Origin of the sequence: Saccharothrix tamanrassetensis (assembly GCF_014203665.1) — a bacterium.
Taxonomy (GTDB): Bacteria; Actinomycetota; Actinomycetes; order Mycobacteriales; family Pseudonocardiaceae; genus Actinosynnema; species Actinosynnema tamanrassetense.
Genome location: NZ_JACHJN010000008.1, coordinates 356,335 through 372,433, shown reverse-complemented (window position 1 = coordinate 372,433; position 16,099 = coordinate 356,335). Strand labels below are relative to the sequence as shown.

Annotated in this window: 12 protein-coding genes; 4 read left to right on the top strand and 8 right to left on the bottom strand. The window is 73.6% G+C overall.

Going from position 1 to position 16,099, the window contains the following annotated elements:
- Positions 1–61: 61 nt before the first annotated feature.
- Genes FHS29_RS25855 through FHS29_RS25825 form a run of 7 tightly spaced genes read right to left on the bottom strand, consistent with a single transcriptional unit; the run spans position 62 to position 9,202 of the window.
- A complete protein-coding gene (locus FHS29_RS25855) occupies positions 62–838 on the bottom strand; it encodes a GNAT family N-acetyltransferase (protein ID WP_184694768.1) in 777 nt (258 codons plus the stop codon).
- Positions 825–2,693, bottom strand: coding sequence for a S9 family peptidase (locus FHS29_RS25850; protein ID WP_184694767.1), 1,869 nt, complete (start codon positions 2,691–2,693; stop codon positions 825–827). Before FHS29_RS25850 ends, FHS29_RS25855 begins: the two co-directional genes overlap by 14 nt.
- Entirely contained in the window at positions 2,690–4,063 is a 1,374-nt protein-coding gene (locus FHS29_RS25845; protein ID WP_184694765.1) for a serine hydrolase domain-containing protein, read from the bottom strand. Before FHS29_RS25845 ends, FHS29_RS25850 begins: the two co-directional genes overlap by 4 nt.
- The gene (locus FHS29_RS25840) at positions 4,050–5,828 is read right to left on the bottom strand and encodes a dipeptide ABC transporter ATP-binding protein (protein ID WP_184694763.1); all 1,779 of its coding nucleotides are present in this window, start codon (positions 5,826–5,828) and stop codon (positions 4,050–4,052) included. The genes FHS29_RS25845 and FHS29_RS25840 overlap by 14 nt, the downstream gene beginning before the upstream one ends.
- Positions 5,812–6,624 (bottom strand): ABC transporter permease, encoded by an 813-nt coding sequence (locus FHS29_RS25835; RefSeq protein WP_184694761.1) that lies wholly within the window; start codon positions 6,622–6,624, stop codon positions 5,812–5,814. The genes FHS29_RS25840 and FHS29_RS25835 overlap by 17 nt, the downstream gene beginning before the upstream one ends.
- Positions 6,624–7,577: an ABC transporter permease gene (locus FHS29_RS25830; protein WP_184694759.1), complete on the bottom strand. Its 954-nt coding sequence runs from the start codon at positions 7,575–7,577 to the stop codon at positions 6,624–6,626. Before FHS29_RS25830 ends, FHS29_RS25835 begins: the two co-directional genes overlap by 1 nt.
- Positions 7,578–7,579: 2 nt before the next feature.
- Entirely contained in the window at positions 7,580–9,202 is a 1,623-nt protein-coding gene (locus FHS29_RS25825; protein WP_184694757.1) for an ABC transporter substrate-binding protein, read from the bottom strand.
- A gap of 136 nt (positions 9,203–9,338) precedes the next feature.
- Between FHS29_RS25825 and FHS29_RS25820 the strand changes: the two genes are divergently transcribed.
- The 4 genes from FHS29_RS25820 to FHS29_RS25805 are packed head-to-tail and all read left to right on the top strand — an operon-like array spanning position 9,339 to position 14,093.
- Entirely contained in the window at positions 9,339–10,226 is an 888-nt protein-coding gene (locus tag FHS29_RS25820) for a serine hydrolase (protein ID WP_184694755.1), read from the top strand.
- A 26-nt stretch (positions 10,227–10,252) separates the two neighbouring features.
- Positions 10,253–11,323, top strand: coding sequence for a M20 family metallopeptidase (locus FHS29_RS25815; protein WP_184694867.1), 1,071 nt, complete (start codon positions 10,253–10,255; stop codon positions 11,321–11,323).
- Positions 11,320–12,423 (top strand): o-succinylbenzoate synthase, encoded by a 1,104-nt coding sequence (menC, locus tag FHS29_RS25810; RefSeq protein ID WP_184694753.1) that lies wholly within the window; start codon positions 11,320–11,322, stop codon positions 12,421–12,423. The genes FHS29_RS25815 and menC overlap by 4 nt, the downstream gene beginning before the upstream one ends.
- A gap of 53 nt (positions 12,424–12,476) precedes the next feature.
- Complete coding sequence (locus FHS29_RS25805; protein ID WP_184694751.1) at positions 12,477–14,093, top strand: PucR family transcriptional regulator; 1,617 nt, start codon at positions 12,477–12,479, stop codon at positions 14,091–14,093.
- 243 nt (positions 14,094–14,336) lie between these two features.
- On the opposite strand, the gene ilvD is transcribed toward FHS29_RS25805, so the two are convergent.
- Positions 14,337–16,034: a dihydroxy-acid dehydratase gene (ilvD, locus tag FHS29_RS25800; protein ID WP_184694750.1), complete on the bottom strand. Its 1,698-nt coding sequence runs from the start codon at positions 16,032–16,034 to the stop codon at positions 14,337–14,339.
- Positions 16,035–16,099: the final 65 nt, after the last annotated feature.

Genomic DNA, 16,099 nt, shown 5'->3' with positions numbered 1-16,099 from the left:
CCGCCGGGTCGGCCCTGTCCCCGCAGGGGGTCGCGGAGGTCAGGGCCGACCCGCCACCGGATCAGAGCGGTTCGACGACGTAGGCGCCGTCCCGGGTGAACCCGGTGATCTCGGCCCCGCTCGACAGGTACGTGCCGAGGGACTCCCGCAGGCGCAGTCGCCACTCGTCGGCCGAGGCCGGGTCGGTCTTGCGCAGCCCCTCGATGTCGGCCGGCGTCGGCACCAGCGGGCCGTCGGCGGCGGCCGGGGGCGGCCGGCCGTCGCAGGCCGCCGCCACCTCCGGGGCGTTCAGGTCCCACCGCACCAGCAGCCGGTCGCTGGCCCCGGTGCCGTTGATGTCGTCCCCCATCTCGCCGTAGAAGTCGGGCAGGTACTGCACGGCGCGGGCGGCGAGCTTCGCCAGGTTGAAGTACGCGTTGCGGCGCACCAGCGGGTCGAAGGTCCAGGTGATGGTGTCCAGACCCCGCTCCAACGCCCACGCCCGCTGGTGCAGCTTGAGCGCGAATCCCACCGAACGGCCGCGCATCCCCTCGCTGACGCCGGTCACGTGGGAGTGCAGGGTCCGCCCGATCGGCGTGGCCAGGAAGCCGACCGTCGCGCCCACCAGGCGGTCGCCCAGGTAGGCGCCCACGACGTAGTTGCCCGCGTGGGCGAGGACGCGCATCAGCTCGTTGCTGACCGGCGGGTTGTTCGGGTCGGGCCGCCAGATGACCCGGAACAGGTCGTCCACCTCGCGGATCGAGTCCAGGTCGGGCAGTTCCCGGATCCGCACCGCCGACGCCGCCGCGGCGGCGGAGGCCGCGCGGACCGCGTCGTGGACGGTGTCAGGAATGGTCATTCGCGTGCCGCTTTCCGGTATGCCGGACCAGCCAGTCCACGGTCCGGCGGTGGTAGTCGAGTCGGTGCGACGGCTTGCCGTCGAGGATGAACAGGTGGCTCGCGCCGGGGTAGACGACCAGTTCGGCGGGCACGTCGTGGTCGAGCAGCGCGCCGAACCACTGCTCGGCCTGGCCGACCGGGCACCGCTCGTCCGCACCGCCGTGCAGCACCAGCGTGGGGCTGGTCACGGCGTCGACGTGGGTCAGCGGGGAGAGCGCGCGCCGGCGCTCCACCGGCCCGATCTCCTGCCTGCCGAGCAGCTCGCCCACGTCCGAAGTGCCGGAAATGCTGACCAGGTCGCTGACGACGCCACCGGCGACCACGGCCGCGAAGCGGTTCGTGCGGGTGGGCAGCCGGCACGACATGAAGCCGCCGTAGCTGTACCCGGTCAGCGCCAGCCGGTCGCGGTCGGCGATCCCCTCGGACACCAGGGCGTCCACGGGTTCGAGGAAGTCGTCCGCGTCCGCCTCGCCCCACCCGCCCAGAGCGGCACGGAGGAACTTCTCGCCGTACCCGTCGCTGCCGCGCGGGTTGAGCAGCAGCACCGTCCACCCTTGCGCCACAAGCACTTGGTGGTACAGGTGGATCGGATCGCGCACCGGGCTCCACGCGTTGTGCGGACCGCCGTGGACGTCGACCAGGAGCGGCGCGGGCACTGGGGCGTCCGGGTCGCGCAGCACCCAGCCGTGCACTTCCACACCGTCGGAGATGGTGAACGTGCGCGCTTCGGGCTTGGCGTGACGGACATCGGCGAAGTCCGCCGCGTACGACGTGACGACCGTCGGCTCACCGGTAACCGGGTCCAGGAAAGCGATCTCGCCGAATGCGTCCACAGTGGACAGAACGACGGCCGCCGCGTCCCGCGTCGTGGACAGCCCGGACACCAACCGGTCGCCGCCGATCAGCTTGCGGGTCGCGCCTTGGCCGTCGACCGCGTACAGGTGCGTGCACCCGTTGTCCCGTGCGCAGAACAGGAGCGTCGAACCCACCGCCTGCGGGAGTGCGCCGGGGTAGCCACCGCCCCCGGTCATGACGTTGCGATCCAGGTCCGCGGCCACGGGCTTGCCGCCCCGGACCATCCCCGCGTTGAACACGCCGTCCTCGGGCGTGCCCACCAGGATCAGCTCGTCGGTCCACGACACCGCGCCCACCACGCCGGCGCCGACCCGCTCGACCTCCGAGGTGGCCAGGTCCAGGACGTACGCGGGCGAGTCACCGGACTCGTCCGCGGCCAAGCCCAGGGCGTCGGCGAACGCCAGCCGCGTGCCGTCCGGGGACCACGCCGGCGAACCAGCGAACGCCGGACCCGACGTGACCCGGGTGACCGAGCGGTCGGCCAGGTCCAGCACGAACAGCTGCGAACCCGTGCCGCCCAACCGGCCCAGGCCGTCCAGCTTGTGCAGCCGCCGCGTCGTCGACACCGGCGCGCCGTCCGGGTTCCCGTCCACCAGCGCGGCGAACGCGATCCGCCCGCCGTCCGGGCTCCACACCGGCACGCCCGCGCCCAGCGGGAGGTCGGTCACCTGCTCCGGCTCGCCGCCGTCGACCGGCAGCAACCACACCTGGCCCGAGCGCAGGAACGCGATCGTCCGGCCGTCCGGCGAGAACCGGGGCGCGCTGTCGGCGCGGCCGCGGGTGAGCCGCCGCGTGGCACCGGAGCGGTCCACCCACCACAGCGACTGGACGTTCTCGTCGCCGTCGACCTCCTTGAGCGCGTAGGCGACGCGGCTGCCGTCCGGCGAGATCGACGGATCAGTGGGCAGCCGCAGCCGGGTGAGGTCTTCCACGACGTGCGCGCGCGTGGCGTCCGTCATCGCCCCTCCCCCTCGGTGCGGACCGCCGCCCGGCCGTTGAACAGGTACTCGGCGCGACCCTGCCCGTCCCGGCCGACCAGCGCGAGCACCTGGTGCCGGCCGTGCGCCTCCTCGACACCGATGATGGCGTCCTCGCGCAGCCGGACGAACTCGTCGCGGGTGGGCTTGAGCAGGATCTTGGCCTCGTCGGAGATCGGGGTCGTGTCCACCCAGCCGCGGCCGTCCTCGTCCACGCCGACCGTGAAGCCGACCAGGGGGGTGAGGTAGGTGCCGGTCACCAGGTCGGCGTCCAGCGGCTCCGGCTCGGCGGGCGGCGTGGGCAGCTCCGGGACGTCCGCGCCCGCGTGCTCGCGGAGCAGGTCCTCCACCAGGCCCCGGTAGATGCGCAGGCCGTCGAGGCTGTTGGTCAGCAGCGCCACCGCGAAGTCCGCCGCGCCGGAGATCCGGAGGAACGCCATCTGGCCGATGGTGCCGCCGTCGTGGCCGAAGACGTCGGCGCCGTGGTCGAACAGCTCCCAGCCCAGTCCCCAGCCACCGGCGAGCACGCCGATCGGGGGCACGTCGACCTGGTGCTCGCGCATGGCCTTCGCACTGGCCTCGCTCAGCAGCGGGGCACCGCCGCCGAGGTGCGCGTTCGCCCAGACGAGCAGGTCGCGGGCCCGCATGGCGAGCAGCGAACCGGCGGGGGCGGTGGACGGTTCGAGCGACCACACGGGTGCGGGCACGACCTCGCCGTCGCGGTCGACGTGCCCGACGGCGGCGCGGAACATGATCGCCTCGTCGGAGTTGGTGGCGACGTGCGCCAGGCCGAGGGGCTTGGCGATGTGGTCGTGGACCGCCGCACCGAACGTCTTGCCGCGCAGCACCTCCACCAGCCGGCCGAGCACCGTGTAGCCGGTGTTGCAGTAGGAGAACATCGCGCCCGGCTCGTGCACCTGCTGCGCGTCGGTGATGGTCCCGACGTACTTCTCCACCGCGTCGTCACCGCGGCCCGTGGGGTGGAACAGGTCGCCGTCGACACCCGAGGTGTGGTTGAGCAGGTGGCGCGGGGTGATCGCGGCGGTGGCCCTCGGGTCGGCCACCCGGAACTCGGGCAGGTAGGTGACGATCGGCTCGTCGATGTCGAGCAGGCCGTCGTCCACCAGCTGCATGACCAGCGTCGCGGTCCACACCTTGGTGATGGAGCCGATCTGGAACACCGCGTCGGTCGTGACCTCCACCCCGGTGTCCAGGCTCAGCACGCCGGCCGCGGCGTCCACGTACTCCCCGTCGACCAGCACCGCCGCCTGCGCACCCGGCACGCCGGACTCGGCCACCAGCTCGGCGAGTCTGCCGGGCAGCCAGGCGGCGATCTCTTCACTGCGTGACATGTGCTTCTCCCTCGGTGTGCGGTGCCGCGTCCGGGACCGACTGGACCAGCCGGACGGTGTAGGGGTGGGTGGGCGCGTCGAGCACGTCCGCGGTCGCGCCGTGCTCGACGATCCGGCCCCGGTGCATCACGACCATGCGGTCGGTGACCTGCCGTGCCACGGCCAGGTCGTGGGTGATGAACAGCAGTGCGATGCCCAGCTCGCGGTTGGCCTTCCGGAGCACTTCGAGCACCTGGGCCTGCACGGAGACGTCCAGTGCGGCCACCGGTTCGTCGCAGACCAGCAGCCGTGGTCGGACGGCGAGCGCCCGTGCGATGGCGACGCGCTGCCGCTGCCCGCCGGACAACGCCACCGGCCGCCGGCCGGCATACGAGGCCGGCAGGCCGACCAGGTCGAGCAGCGAGTCCACTTCGGACTCGACGTCGAGGTCTTCACCACGGCGGCGAAGGGATTCGGCGAGCGTGTACCCCACGGTGTGCGCCGGGTTGAGCGACGAGTACGGGTCCTGGAACACGCACTGCACGAGCCGGCGTGCGCGGGCCCGGTCGGCGGACCGGAGCCGCCGGTAGGACGTCACATCCAGGCCGCCCAGCGTGATCCGGCCCGAGGTCGGGTCGGTGAGGCCGAGCACGGCGCGGGCGAGGGTGGTCTTGCCCGACCCCGACTCGCCGACCACGGCCAGCGACTCGCCTTCGCCCACGTGCAGCGAGACCCCGGCCAGCGCGGTGTGCTCGGTGCGGCGCAGGCCGATCGACCGGTACACCTTCACCAGGTCCGCGACGTCCAGCAGCGTGGCGCGGGCGTCGCCGACGGGTTCCGCGTCGGGCTCGGCGAGCTCCGGCGGCGACAGGTCGATCCCGCCGTGCCGCCGGCACGCGGTGGCCCGGTCGCCGAGGTCGACGAGCGGGGGCGCGTGCTCGGTGCACGCGGGTTCGGCCCAGCCGCACCGGTCCGCGAACGGGCACCGGTCGACCACGTCGGCGGCGGCCGGGACGGAGCCCGGGATGCCCAGCAGCACGGGCTGCCGGTGGGTGACCGAGGGCACGGACCGCAGCAGCCCCGCCGTGTACGGGTGCGCGGGCGCGTCCAGGTCGGCGGACCGCGCGGACTCGACCAGCGCGCCCGCGTACATGACGAGCACCCGGTCGCACGCCTGGCGCGCCACCCGCAGGTCGTGCGTGATCAGGACCAGGCCCATCCGCCGCTCGGTCTGGATGCGGCGCAGCAGGGCCAGCACGTCGCGCTGGGTCGTCACGTCCAGCGCGGTGGTCGGCTCGTCCGCGATCAGCAGGCCGGGGTCCTTGGCCAGCGCCGCCGCCAGCGCGACCCGCTGCCGCATCCCGCCGGACAGCTGGAACGGGTACCGCCCCGCCACCGCCGGGTCGTCGATGCCGACCTCGGCGAGCCGCCGCGCCACCTCGACCCGGTCCGCCCGTCCGGGCAGGCTCTCCACGAGGTGCGTGCCGACCGTGGCGAGGGGGTTGAGCATGGTGAACGGGTCCTGCATCAGCAGCGCCACCCGGTGGCCGCGCACGCCGCGCAGGTCCTTGCGCCCCAGCAGCTCGGTGTCGTCCAGGCGGGCCGACCCGCCGGACCGCAGCTCCTGCGGGAGCAGCGACACCAGGGCGCGGGCGGTCAGCGACTTGCCCGAGCCGGACTCGCCGACCAGGCCCACCGTCTCGCCGGGCCCGACCCGGAACGACACCCCGCGGACCAGCACCCGCGACCGTCCATCGTGGACGGTGAGGTCACGCACGTCCAGCATCACGCCCCCTTGCGGACATCAGGTCGTAGAGGCGGTCGCCGAGCAGCGTCACGCTCGCGGCGACCACGGTGATGAGGACGGCGGGGCCGATCATGGCGGCCGGGTTGAGGTCGACCAGGCCCTTGTTCTCCGCCAGCATCCGGCCCCAGTCGGGCGCGCCGGTGCCGACGCCGAGCCCGAGGAACGCCAGCGCGGCCAGGCCGACCAGCGCCCCGACGAACGACAGCAGCAGGTTCGCCACCACGGTCGGCAGCACGTTGGGCAGCAGGTGCGCGAACAGGATCCGGCCGCGCCCCAGGCCCACCGTGCGCGCCGCCTCGACGTACGCGAGGTTGCGCTGCGCCAGCACGGCGCTGCGCACCATCCGGGTGTCGGCCGGCACGCTCAACGCGATCAGCACCCCGATCGCCAACGGGTAGCCGCCGCCGAACACCCCGACCACGACGATCGCGACCAGCAGCGGCGGGATGGCGTAGACCAGGTCGACCGCCCGCATGATCGCCGAGTCCACCCAGCCGCCCCGGTACCCGGCCAGCAGGCCGATCGCGGTGCTCAGCACGGCCACGCCGAGCGCCACCAGCGCCGGTCCCAGCAGCGCGGTGCGGGTTCCCGCGATCAGCCGGGACAGCACGTCGCGGCCCAGCTCGTCGGTGCCCAGCCAGTGCGCGGCGTCGGGCGGCATCGCGGTGCCGGCCAGGTCCTGCGCGCCGGGGTCGAAGGGCGCGATCCAGTCGCCCAGCAGGGCCGCGATCACCACCAGCCCCAAGGCGAACGCGGACAGTGCGCGCACGATCATCAGACACCTCCGGCGTGCCGGACCCGGGGGTCGAGCCCCAGGTAGCACAGGTCCACGATCAGGTTCACGCCGATGACCAGCGCGGCGGTGAGCAGCGCCAGGCCCTGCACCACGGGTATGTCCTTCGTGGACACCGACTCCACCAGCAGCGACCCCAGGCCGGGCAGCGCGAACGTCGACTCCACCAGCACCGCCCCGGTCAACGAGTACGCCAGCACCAGGCCGGCCGACGTGATCACCGGCAGGGCGGAGTTGCGCAGCGCGTACCGGCCCAGCACCACCCGCCGGGGCAGCCCGCGCGCCTCGGCGAAGGTGATGAAGTCCTTCGCCGTCACGTCCATCGTCGCCGCCCGCGTCTGCCTGGCCACGATCGCCACCCCGGCGACCGCCAGGGCGACCGCGGGCAGCGTCAGGTGGCTGATCCGGTCGGCGAACCCGCTGCCCGCGCCGAACACCGGGAACCAGCCCAGGCCGACGCCGAACACGCTCAGCAGCATCAGGCCCACCGCGAACGGCGGCGCGCTCACGCCCAGCAGCGCGGTCACCGTGACGCCCCGGTCCCACGCCGTGTCCCGCCGGATGCCCGCGGACAGCCCCGCGGGCACCGCCACCAGCAGCACCAGCACGAACGCGTACAGGCCCAGCCAGAGCGTCACGTCCAGCCGCTCGGCGAGGATGTCGACCACCTCGCGGCTGGACCGCACCGAACGGCCGAAGTCCAGTTCCAGCACCCCGGACAGCCAGTGCCAGTACCGCACCGGGAACGGGTCGTCGAGCCGGTGCTGGGCGCGCAGCGCGGCGATCAGCTCGGGCGTGGGCTGCCGCGCGCCCAACAGGGTCTGCTCGGGGCTGCCCGGGCTCGCCGCGAGCAGCGAGAACACCAGGAACGAGGTGACCAGCAGGGTGACCGCCGCCGCGAGGACCCGCTTGCCCAGGAACGCCAGGACGAACATGCCTACGCCGCCGCCTTCAGGGCGATCGCCCAGTTGAAGCCCGCCAGCCACGGCGTCGGGTCCGGGCTGAACACGCGCTCGGCGCGCAGGGCGTGCGCCGCGTCCTCCTCGAACAGCGGCACGTACGGCACCTCCTCGGCGTTGAGCCGCATGATCTCGGCGATCGGCGCGACGTCCTCGCCGAGCGAGCCGAGCTTCGCCTCCAGCTCCGGGTCGGCGAAGTTGGCCGTGTTGAAGCCGTTCGGCCCGGCGGAGGCCTGGCCGAACATCATGGGCAGCATCTCGCCGGGGTAGGGCGTGCCGCCGCCGGCGCGCATGATCTGGAGCTTCAGGTCCTTGTGCGCGTAGATGTTCGCCACCCACTGCTGGTCCGGCTGCGCCTTCGGCACGAGCGTGACGCCGATGGTCGACAGGTTGCGCGCCAGGTTCTCCAGCAGCAGCCGCGACCAGGGCTGGGTCGTCGGGTAGGGCACCTCGACGGTGAACCCGCCCGCGTACCGGGACTTCGCCAGCTCCTCCTTGGCCTTGCCCAGGTCGAACGGATAGGTCGGCAGCGACCCGATCACCTCGGCCGCCTTCTCCTTGCCCACCATCGTCTCCAGCTGGAGGGACGACACGGGGCTGGACGACAGCCGGGCCCGGCCGCCGAACAGCGGGTCCAGCAAACCCTGCCGGTCCACCGAGTGCGCGATGGCGCGGCGCACGTGCACGTCGTCGAACGGCGCGGTGGTGACGTCCATCGACAGGTAGTTCACGCTGATGGTGCGGGTGTAGTACATCGAGATCCCGGCCGTGCGCTCCCACTTGCGGATGTCCTGGAGCGGCACCCCGAACGTGCCGTCGACCTCGCCCGACATCATCGCGAGCCGGAGCGCCTCCGGGTCCGGGATCGGCTTGTAGGCGAGCTTCGCCACCTTCGGCCTGGTGTCCCAGTAGCCGTCGTGGCGCTCGAAGTCCACCCCGTCGGCGGGCGAGAACCGGGTCACCCGGTACGGGCCGGTGCCCATGCCCGGCTTCTCCGGCGAGCCGAGGCTCTTGCCGGCCGCCTCGGCGTACTCCTTCTGCTGCACGATCCACACCAGTGCGGGCACGTACTTGAACATGGGGTCCGGCGTGGTCAGCCGGACCGTGACCTCGTCGGGTCCGGTGGCCGCCACCTCCTTGAGCCTGGTGAGGTAGAGCTGCGTCTCGGCCGCCTCCGCCGGGTCCGCCTGGCGGCGCAGCGAGTGGGCCACGTCCTCGGCCGTCATCGGCTTGCCGTCCCAGAACGTCACGCCCTGGCGCAGCTTGTACACGTAGGTCAGCGGGTCCGGGTTGGTCCACGACGTGGCCAGCGCCGGCTGGAGCTCCCCGTCCGCGTCCATCCGGAGCAGCCCGTCGAACGCGGCGAAGATCGCCAGGTTCGACCGGGTGTCCAAGGCGTGCGCGATGTCGAGCGACCGGGGCGCGCCGGGCATCGCCCAGGTCAGCTCCGGGATGTCCGCGTCGCCCGCCACCCGCTTGCCGGTCGGTCCGGCCCCGGTGCCCACGCACCCGGCCAGCACGAGCGCCGCCGTTGCCGCCACTGCCGCGATCCTGGTCCGCCGCATCGCTGCCTCACCCGCCTTGTCGAGGAATTCCCACATGGTCGACCCGCCCGGCGGCCGGTCGCTTCGTCGCGCCCGACCAACCTGCGCCAGAGGGTTCGTCGGTCACGACGAAGCGCCGCGGGCCGGGCGGATCGTCCACTTGTGCCCTGGACCCCGGACGAATGGAGCGAGCATGGAGACCGCGCACGAGGTCGTCGACGAGATCCGGCGCCGGGCCGCGGAGGTCGGTGTCCGGGTGTGGCTGCACGCCGCGGACCTGGACGGACCGCGCCGGGTGGACGTCGACGGCGCGGAACCGGTGGTGTCGGCCTCGGTGTTCAAGGTGCCGGTGGCGGTGGAACTGGCCAGGCAGGGCGCGGCCGGGCTGGTCGACCTCGGGGAGCGCATCACCTACGTGCCCGGCACCGGCACCGACTCGCCGTACGGGCTGGCCACCTACCGGCACGAGGTCACCATCTCGTGGCACGACCTGGCCGTCCTGATGATCGGGATCAGCGACAACGTGGCCACGGACCTGGTGGTCGGCCGGATCGGGCTGCCCGCGGTGGCGCGGCTGCTGACCGGGTTGGGGTTCACCCGCACCGCGGTGCCCTACGACTGCGACGGCCTGTTCCGGACCGTGCGGGACGACCTGGGCGACGCGTTCACCGAGGACGCGTTCACCGCGCTGAGCCGGGAGGAGTACCTGCGGCTGCGCATCCTCCAGCCGGAGCACACCTGCCGGACCACGGCCGAGGAGACGACCCGGCTGCTGGGCATGGTGTGGCGGGACGAGGCCGCGCCCGCCGAGGCGTGCGCCGACGTGCGGAACTGGCTCGGTCTCCAGGTGTGGCCGCACCGGCTGCGGTCCGGGTTCCACGAGGACGGTGTGCGGGTGTCGGGCAAGACCGGCACGCTGCCGATGGTGCGCAACGAGGCCGGGGTGGTGGAGTTCCCGGACGGCGGGCGGTACGCGGTGGGCGTGTTCACGCAGGCCCACGACACCCGCGTGCAGGCGCCGGAACGGGACGCGTTCATCGGGTTCGCGGCGTCCCGGGCGATCGACTGGCTGCGCGCGTGAACCCGTTCGACGACGCGCTGCCCGCGATGCTCGCGGATGTGGAGCGCCTGGTGTGCAAGGAATCCCCATCGTCCGATGTGGACGCCGTGGCGGAAAGTGCCGACCTGGTGGCGGAGTTGGGGACCGCGCTGCTGGGTGTGGTCCCGGAACGCGTCGGCCCGCACGTGGTGTGGCGGCTGGGTGACGGACCGGCTCGGGTGCTGGTGCTGGGGCACCACGACACGGTGTGGCCGATCGGGTCGCTGCGCACGCACCCGTTCTCGGTGCGGGACGGGGTGTTGCGCGGTCCCGGCTGCTTCGACATGAAGGTCGGCGTGGTGATGGCGCTGCACGCCGTCGCCTCGCTGGCGGACCGGTCCGGGGTCACCGTGCTGGTGACCGGCGACGAGGAGCTGGGCTCGCCGTCGTCCCGCGGGCTGGTGGAGGCCGAGGCCGCCGGGTGTGCGGCGGCGCTGGTGCTGGAGGCGGCGGCCGGCTCGGCGCTGAAGGTGGCCCGCAAGGGTGTGTCGGCCTACGAGGTCCGGGCCGTGGGGCGGGCCGCGCACGCCGGGCTGGAACCCGAGCTGGGGGTCAACGCCGCGGTCGAGCTGGCGCACCAGGTCCTGGCGGTGGCGACGCTGAACGCCCCGGAGCGGGGCACGACGGTGACCCCGACCCTGCTGAACGCGGGCACCACCGGGAACACGGTGCCGGCCGCGGGTGGGTTCCAGGTGGACGTCCGGGTCACGTCGGTGGCCGAGCAGGAGCGGATCGACCGGCGGATGCGCGAGTTGGTCCCGGTGCTGCCGGGCTCCGCGCTGGAACTGCTGGGCGGGCCCAACCGGCCGCCGCTGCCCGAGTCGGCGTCCGCCGCGCTGTTCGCGCGTGCCAAGCGGTTGGGCGGAGAACTGGGGTTGGCGCCGATCACCGGCATCGCGGTCGGTGGCGCTTCGGACGGCAACTTCACCGCCGGAGTGGGCACGCCGACCCTCGACGGGCTCGGCGCCACCGGTGGCGGCGCGCACGCCGACCACGAGCACGTGCTCGTCGACGACATCCCCGGCCGCACCGCGTTGCTGGCCGCGCTGATCCGTGAACTGCTGGAGGAGGACGAGTGAAGCTGCGCGAGGTGGAGCTGCGCCGGATCCGGATGCCGCTGGTGTCCCCGTTCCGGACGTCGTTCGGCACGCAGACCGCGCGGGACGTCCTGCTGGTGCGGGCCGTGACCGACGAGGAGGAGGGCTGGGGCGAGTGCGTCGCGATGGCCGACCCGGTCTACTCGCCGGAGTACCTGGACGGCTGCGCGGACGTGCTGCGCCGGTTCTTCGTGCCGGCGCTCACCGCGCTGGACCGGCTCGACGCCACGTCCGTGGCCCCGGCGCTGCGGCGGTTCCACGGGCACCAGATGGCCAAGGGCGCGCTGGAGATGGCGGTGCTGGACGCCGAGCTGCGGGCTCGGGGCGTGCCGCTGGCGCGGGAGCTGGGCGCGGAGTCCGACTCGGTGCCGTGCGGGGTGTCGGTCGGGATCATGGACTCGATCGACGTGCTGCTGGACGCGGTCGGCGGGTACCTGGACGAGGGGTACCTGCGGATCAAGCTGAAGATCGAGCCCGGCTGGGACGTGGAGCCGGTGCGCGCGGTCCGGGAGCGGTTCGGGGACGACGTGCTGCTCCAGGTCGACGCGAACACCGCGTACACGCCGGCGGACACGCGGCACCTCGCCCGGCTCGACCCGTTCGACCTGCTGCTGATCGAGCAGCCGCTGGCCGAGGACGACGTCCTGGGGCACGCGGAGCTGGCCAAGGCCCTGGCGACGCCGGTGTGCCTGGACGAGTCGATCACCTCGGCCCGGACGGCGGCGGCCGCCATCACGCTGGGCGCGTGCTCGGTGGTCAACATCAAGCCCGGCCGGGTGGGCGGGTACCTGGAGGCCCGGCGCATCCACGACGTGTGCGTGGCGCACGGGGTGCCGGTGTGGTGCGGCGGGATGCTGGAGACCGGTCTCGGGCGGGCGGCGAACATCGCGCTGGCGGCCCTGCCGGGCTGCACGCTGCCCGGTGACACCTCCGCCTCGGACCGCTACTACCGGACCGACATCACCGAGCCGTTCGTGCTGGAGGGCGGTCACCTGCGGGTGCCCACCGGGCCGGGTCTCGGCGTGCGGCCGATCCCGGAGCTGCTGGAGGAGGTCACCGCGTCGAGCGAGTGGTTGTCGTGACCGACGAACCGGGCGCACACTCCCGTCGTGTCCGACGAACGGGGGCCGATGTGATGAGCACACGTCCGCGCGCCGGCCTCGGCCGGGTCCTGGAGGACCTGGGCACGACCCTGCTCGACCTCGCGTACGGCGACCCGGACGGCGTGGACCACATCGACGGCGTCGTCATCCACGATCCGCTGGACGAGCCCGTGCTGCCACCGCGCGCGCTGGTGCTCGGGGTGGGGATCGAAGGGGTGCCCGCGATCTCCGGCGCCCTGCGGCGGCTGGGTGGTTCGACCGCCGCGGCCCTGGTGGTGCGGTCGCCGGTGCCCGTCTCGGAGGAGCTGGCCGCCTCCGTCCGGGAGTCGGGGGTGGCGCTGCTGGGGCTGACGCGGGGCGCGTCCTGGGCCCAGCTCGCGGCGTTGCTGCGGTCGCTGCTCGCCGACGGCGACGTGGGCGCGGACGGGTCGGAGGCGGTCGGCGGTCCGGCGTCCGGGGACCTGTTCGCGCTGGCCAACGCGGTGGCGGCACTGCTGGACGCGCCGGTGACGATCGAGGACCGCAGTTCCCGGGTGCTGGCCTTCTCCGGGCGCCAGGAGGAGGCCGACCCGTCGCGGGTGGAGACGATCCTGGGGCGGCAGGTGCCCGACCGGTACACCCGGTCGATGGAGGAGATGGGGGTGTTCCGCGAGCTGTACCGCGGGGACCGGCCGGTGTACGTCGATCCGCTGGCGGCCGGCCTGGACGACCTGGTGATGCCCAGGGTGGCGATCGCCGTCCGGGCCGGTGACGAGGTGCTGGGGTCGATCTGGGCGGCCGTGCGGGCACCCCTGAACCCCGAGCGGACCAGGGCGTTCCAGGACGCGGCGAAGCTGGTCGCGCTGCACATGATGCGGCTGCGGGCCGGGGCGGACGTGCAGCGGCGGCTGCGCGCGGACCTGGTCGGGCAGGCGCTGGAGGCCGGGCCCGCGGCCGCCGAGGCGGTGCGGCGGCTGGGGCTGGTGGGGCGGACCGCCGTGGTACTGGCCATGTCGCCCGCCGATCCGAGCGACCCCAGCGTGGACGAGCACACCCGGCTGGTGGGCGAGCAGAAGCGGGTGTCCGACGCGTTCGCCATGCACCTGGGCGCGGTCTACCCCCGGTCGGCGGTCGCCCTGCTCGGCGACGTGGCCTACGCGATCGTGCCCGTTCCGGACGTGGCCGATGCGATCCGGGTGGCCTGCGACTTCGTGGAACGCGTCGGGGTACGGGTGCGGGCCCGGATCGGCGTCGGGTGCGTGGCGCTGGACGTGGCCGGCTTGCGCCGGTCCCGGACCGCCGCCGACCGGGCGTTGCGGGTGCTGCGGTCCGGGGCCGGTGCCCGGCGGGTGGCGCAGCTGGCCGACGTGGAGGTGGAGGTGCTGCTGCTGGAACTGCGCGACCTGATGGCGGCGCAGGGTGATCCGCCGGCCGGGCCCATCGCGCGGTTGGCCGCCTACGACGCCACGCACGGCGGGAACCTGGTCCAGACGCTGCGGGCCTGGCTGGACGCGTTCGGCGACGTAGCGGCGGCCTCGGCCGCGATGTACGTGCACCAGAACACGTTCCGGTACCGGTTGCGGCGGCTGTCGGAGGTGGGCGGGCTCGACCTGACCGACCCCGATGCCCGGTTCGCCGCGATGCTGCACCTGCGGCTGATGCCCGGGTGAGCTGCGGCATCCCGGTGGTGAACACGGTGACCGTGACACCCACGGCGGCGAGCCGGCACGTCACGGCGCATCAGCGGAGCATCACCCGCGTCCCGGTGCCGGCGATCGACGCCTGCCTCGCGATGACGTCCTCGTCCGCGGTCATCCGACCAGGTCGGCGAGGCCGCGTCACCGCCCGGGGGCTGTTCGGCCGGCGGCGGACCGGCCCCGACCGCCGCCGACCGACGCCGCCGACCGCGCGGGCTAGCCGCAGACCGCACCGCGCGAAGCCGACCCGACGAGCTTGGCGTACTTGGCCAGCACGCCGCGCCGGTAGCGGGCGGGCAGCGGCGCCCAACCCTCGCGGCGGGCGGCCAGCTCGGCGGCGTCCACGCCGACGTCCAACGTGCCGTTGGCCACGTCGAGGGTGATCGGGTCGCCGTCGCGGACGAACGCGATCGGCCCGCCGTCCGCCGCTTCCGGCGCGACGTGGCCGACGCACAGGCCGGTCGTGCCGCCGGAGAACCGGCCGTCGGTGAGCAGCAGGACGTCCTTGCCCAGCCCCGCGCCCTTGATCGCCGCGGTGATGGCGAGCATCTCGCGCATCCCCGGCCCGCCCTTGGGGCCCTCGTAGCGGATGACCACGACGTCGCCCGCGGTGATCGTGCCGTCCTCCAGCGCGTCCATCGCGGCGCGTTCGCGGTCGAACACCCTGGCGGTACCGGTGAACACGTCGGAGTCGAACCCGGCGGACTTCACGACGGCGCCGTCCGGTGCCAGGGATCCGCGCAGGATCGTGATGCCGCCGGTCCGGTGGATCGGCGTGGCCATCGCGCGCAGCACCGTGCCGTCGGGGTCCGGCGGCGCGATGTCGGCCAGGTTCTCGGCGACCGTGCGCCCGGTGACGGTCAGGCAGTCGCCGTGCAGCAGGCCCGCGTCCAGCAGCGCCTTCATCACCACGGGCACCCCTCCGATGCGGTCGACGTCGGTCATCACGTGCCGCCCGAACGGCTTCACGTCCGCCAGGTGCGGCACCTCGGCACCGATCCGCGTGAAGTCGTCCAGGCTCAGGTCCACCTCCGCCTCGTGCGCGATGGCGAGCAGGTGCAGCACCGCGTTGGTGGAACCGCCGAACGCCATCACCACGGCGATCGCGTTCTCGAACGCCTCGCGGGTCATGATCTGCCGAGCGGTGATCCCCTTGCGCAGCATCTCCACCACGGCCTGGCCGGACCGCCGGGCGAACCCGTCGCGCCGCCGGTCCGTCGCGGGCGGTGCCGCGCTGCCGGGCAGCGACATCCCCAGCGCCTCGGCCGCGCTCGCCATGGTGTTCGCGGTGTACATCCCGCCGCACGCGCCCTCGCCGGGGCAGATGGCGCGCTCGATCAGGTCGACGTCGGCGCGGCTCATCAGCCCCCTGGCGCAGGCGCCGACCGCCTCGAAGGCGTCGATGATCGTGACCTCGCGCTCGCTGCCGTCCGACAGCCTGACCCGGCCGGGCAGGATCGAGCCCGCGTAGAGGAACACGCTCGCCAGGTCGAGCCGGGCCGCCGCCATCAGCATCCCGGGCAGCGACTTGTCGCAGCCCGCCAGCAGCACCGAGCCGTCGAGCCGCTCCGCCTGCATGACGGTCTCCACGCTGTCCGCGATCACCTCGCGCGACACCAGGGAGAAGTGCATGCCCACGTGGCCCATCGAGATGCCGTCCGACACGGAGATCGTGCCGAACTCCAGCGGGTAGCCGCCCGCGGCGTGCACGCCGTCCTTGCTCGCCTTGGCGAGCCGGTCCAACGACAGGTTGCACGGCGTGATCTCGTTCCACGACGACGCGACGCCGATCTGGGGCTTCTCCCAGTCGTCGTCACCCATGCCCACCGCCCGGAGCATCCCGCGCGCGGCGGCGCGCTCCAGGCCGTCGGTGACATCACGACTGCGCGGCTTGACGTCCGGGGAATCGTTCATGGACGAAACCTAACGTCCGACCAGCCCGACCGCTGCCCCGGGCGTGTCCGGCAGGCTCGCCCGGG

What these genes read in the sequence shown, in the direction of transcription:
- FHS29_RS25830 (WP_184694759.1), bottom strand. Translation starts at nt 7,577, where the DNA reads ATGTTCGTCCTGGCGTTCCTGGGCAAGCGGGTCCTCGCGGCGGCGGTC.
- FHS29_RS25850 (WP_184694767.1), bottom strand. Translation starts at nt 2,693, where the DNA reads ATGACGGACGCCACGCGCGCGCACGTCGTGGAAGACCTCACCCGGCTG.
- FHS29_RS25845 (WP_184694765.1), bottom strand. Translation starts at nt 4,063, where the DNA reads ATGTCACGCAGTGAAGAGATCGCCGCCTGGCTGCCCGGCAGACTCGCC.
- FHS29_RS25815 (WP_184694867.1), top strand. Translation starts at nt 10,253, where the DNA reads ATGCTCGCGGATGTGGAGCGCCTGGTGTGCAAGGAATCCCCATCGTCC.
- FHS29_RS25825 (WP_184694757.1), bottom strand. Translation starts at nt 9,202, where the DNA reads ATGTGGGAATTCCTCGACAAGGCGGGTGAGGCAGCGATGCGGCGGACC.
- FHS29_RS25840 (WP_184694763.1), bottom strand. Translation starts at nt 5,828, where the DNA reads ATGCTGGACGTGCGTGACCTCACCGTCCACGATGGACGGTCGCGGGTG.
- FHS29_RS25855 (WP_184694768.1), bottom strand. Translation starts at nt 838, where the DNA reads ATGACCATTCCTGACACCGTCCACGACGCGGTCCGCGCGGCCTCCGCC.
- ilvD (WP_184694750.1), bottom strand. Translation starts at nt 16,034, where the DNA reads ATGAACGATTCCCCGGACGTCAAGCCGCGCAGTCGTGATGTCACCGAC.
- FHS29_RS25820 (WP_184694755.1), top strand. Translation starts at nt 9,339, where the DNA reads ATGGAGACCGCGCACGAGGTCGTCGACGAGATCCGGCGCCGGGCCGCG.
- FHS29_RS25805 (WP_184694751.1), top strand. Translation starts at nt 12,477, where the DNA reads ATGAGCACACGTCCGCGCGCCGGCCTCGGCCGGGTCCTGGAGGACCTG.
- FHS29_RS25835 (WP_184694761.1), bottom strand. Translation starts at nt 6,624, where the DNA reads ATGATCGTGCGCGCACTGTCCGCGTTCGCCTTGGGGCTGGTGGTGATC.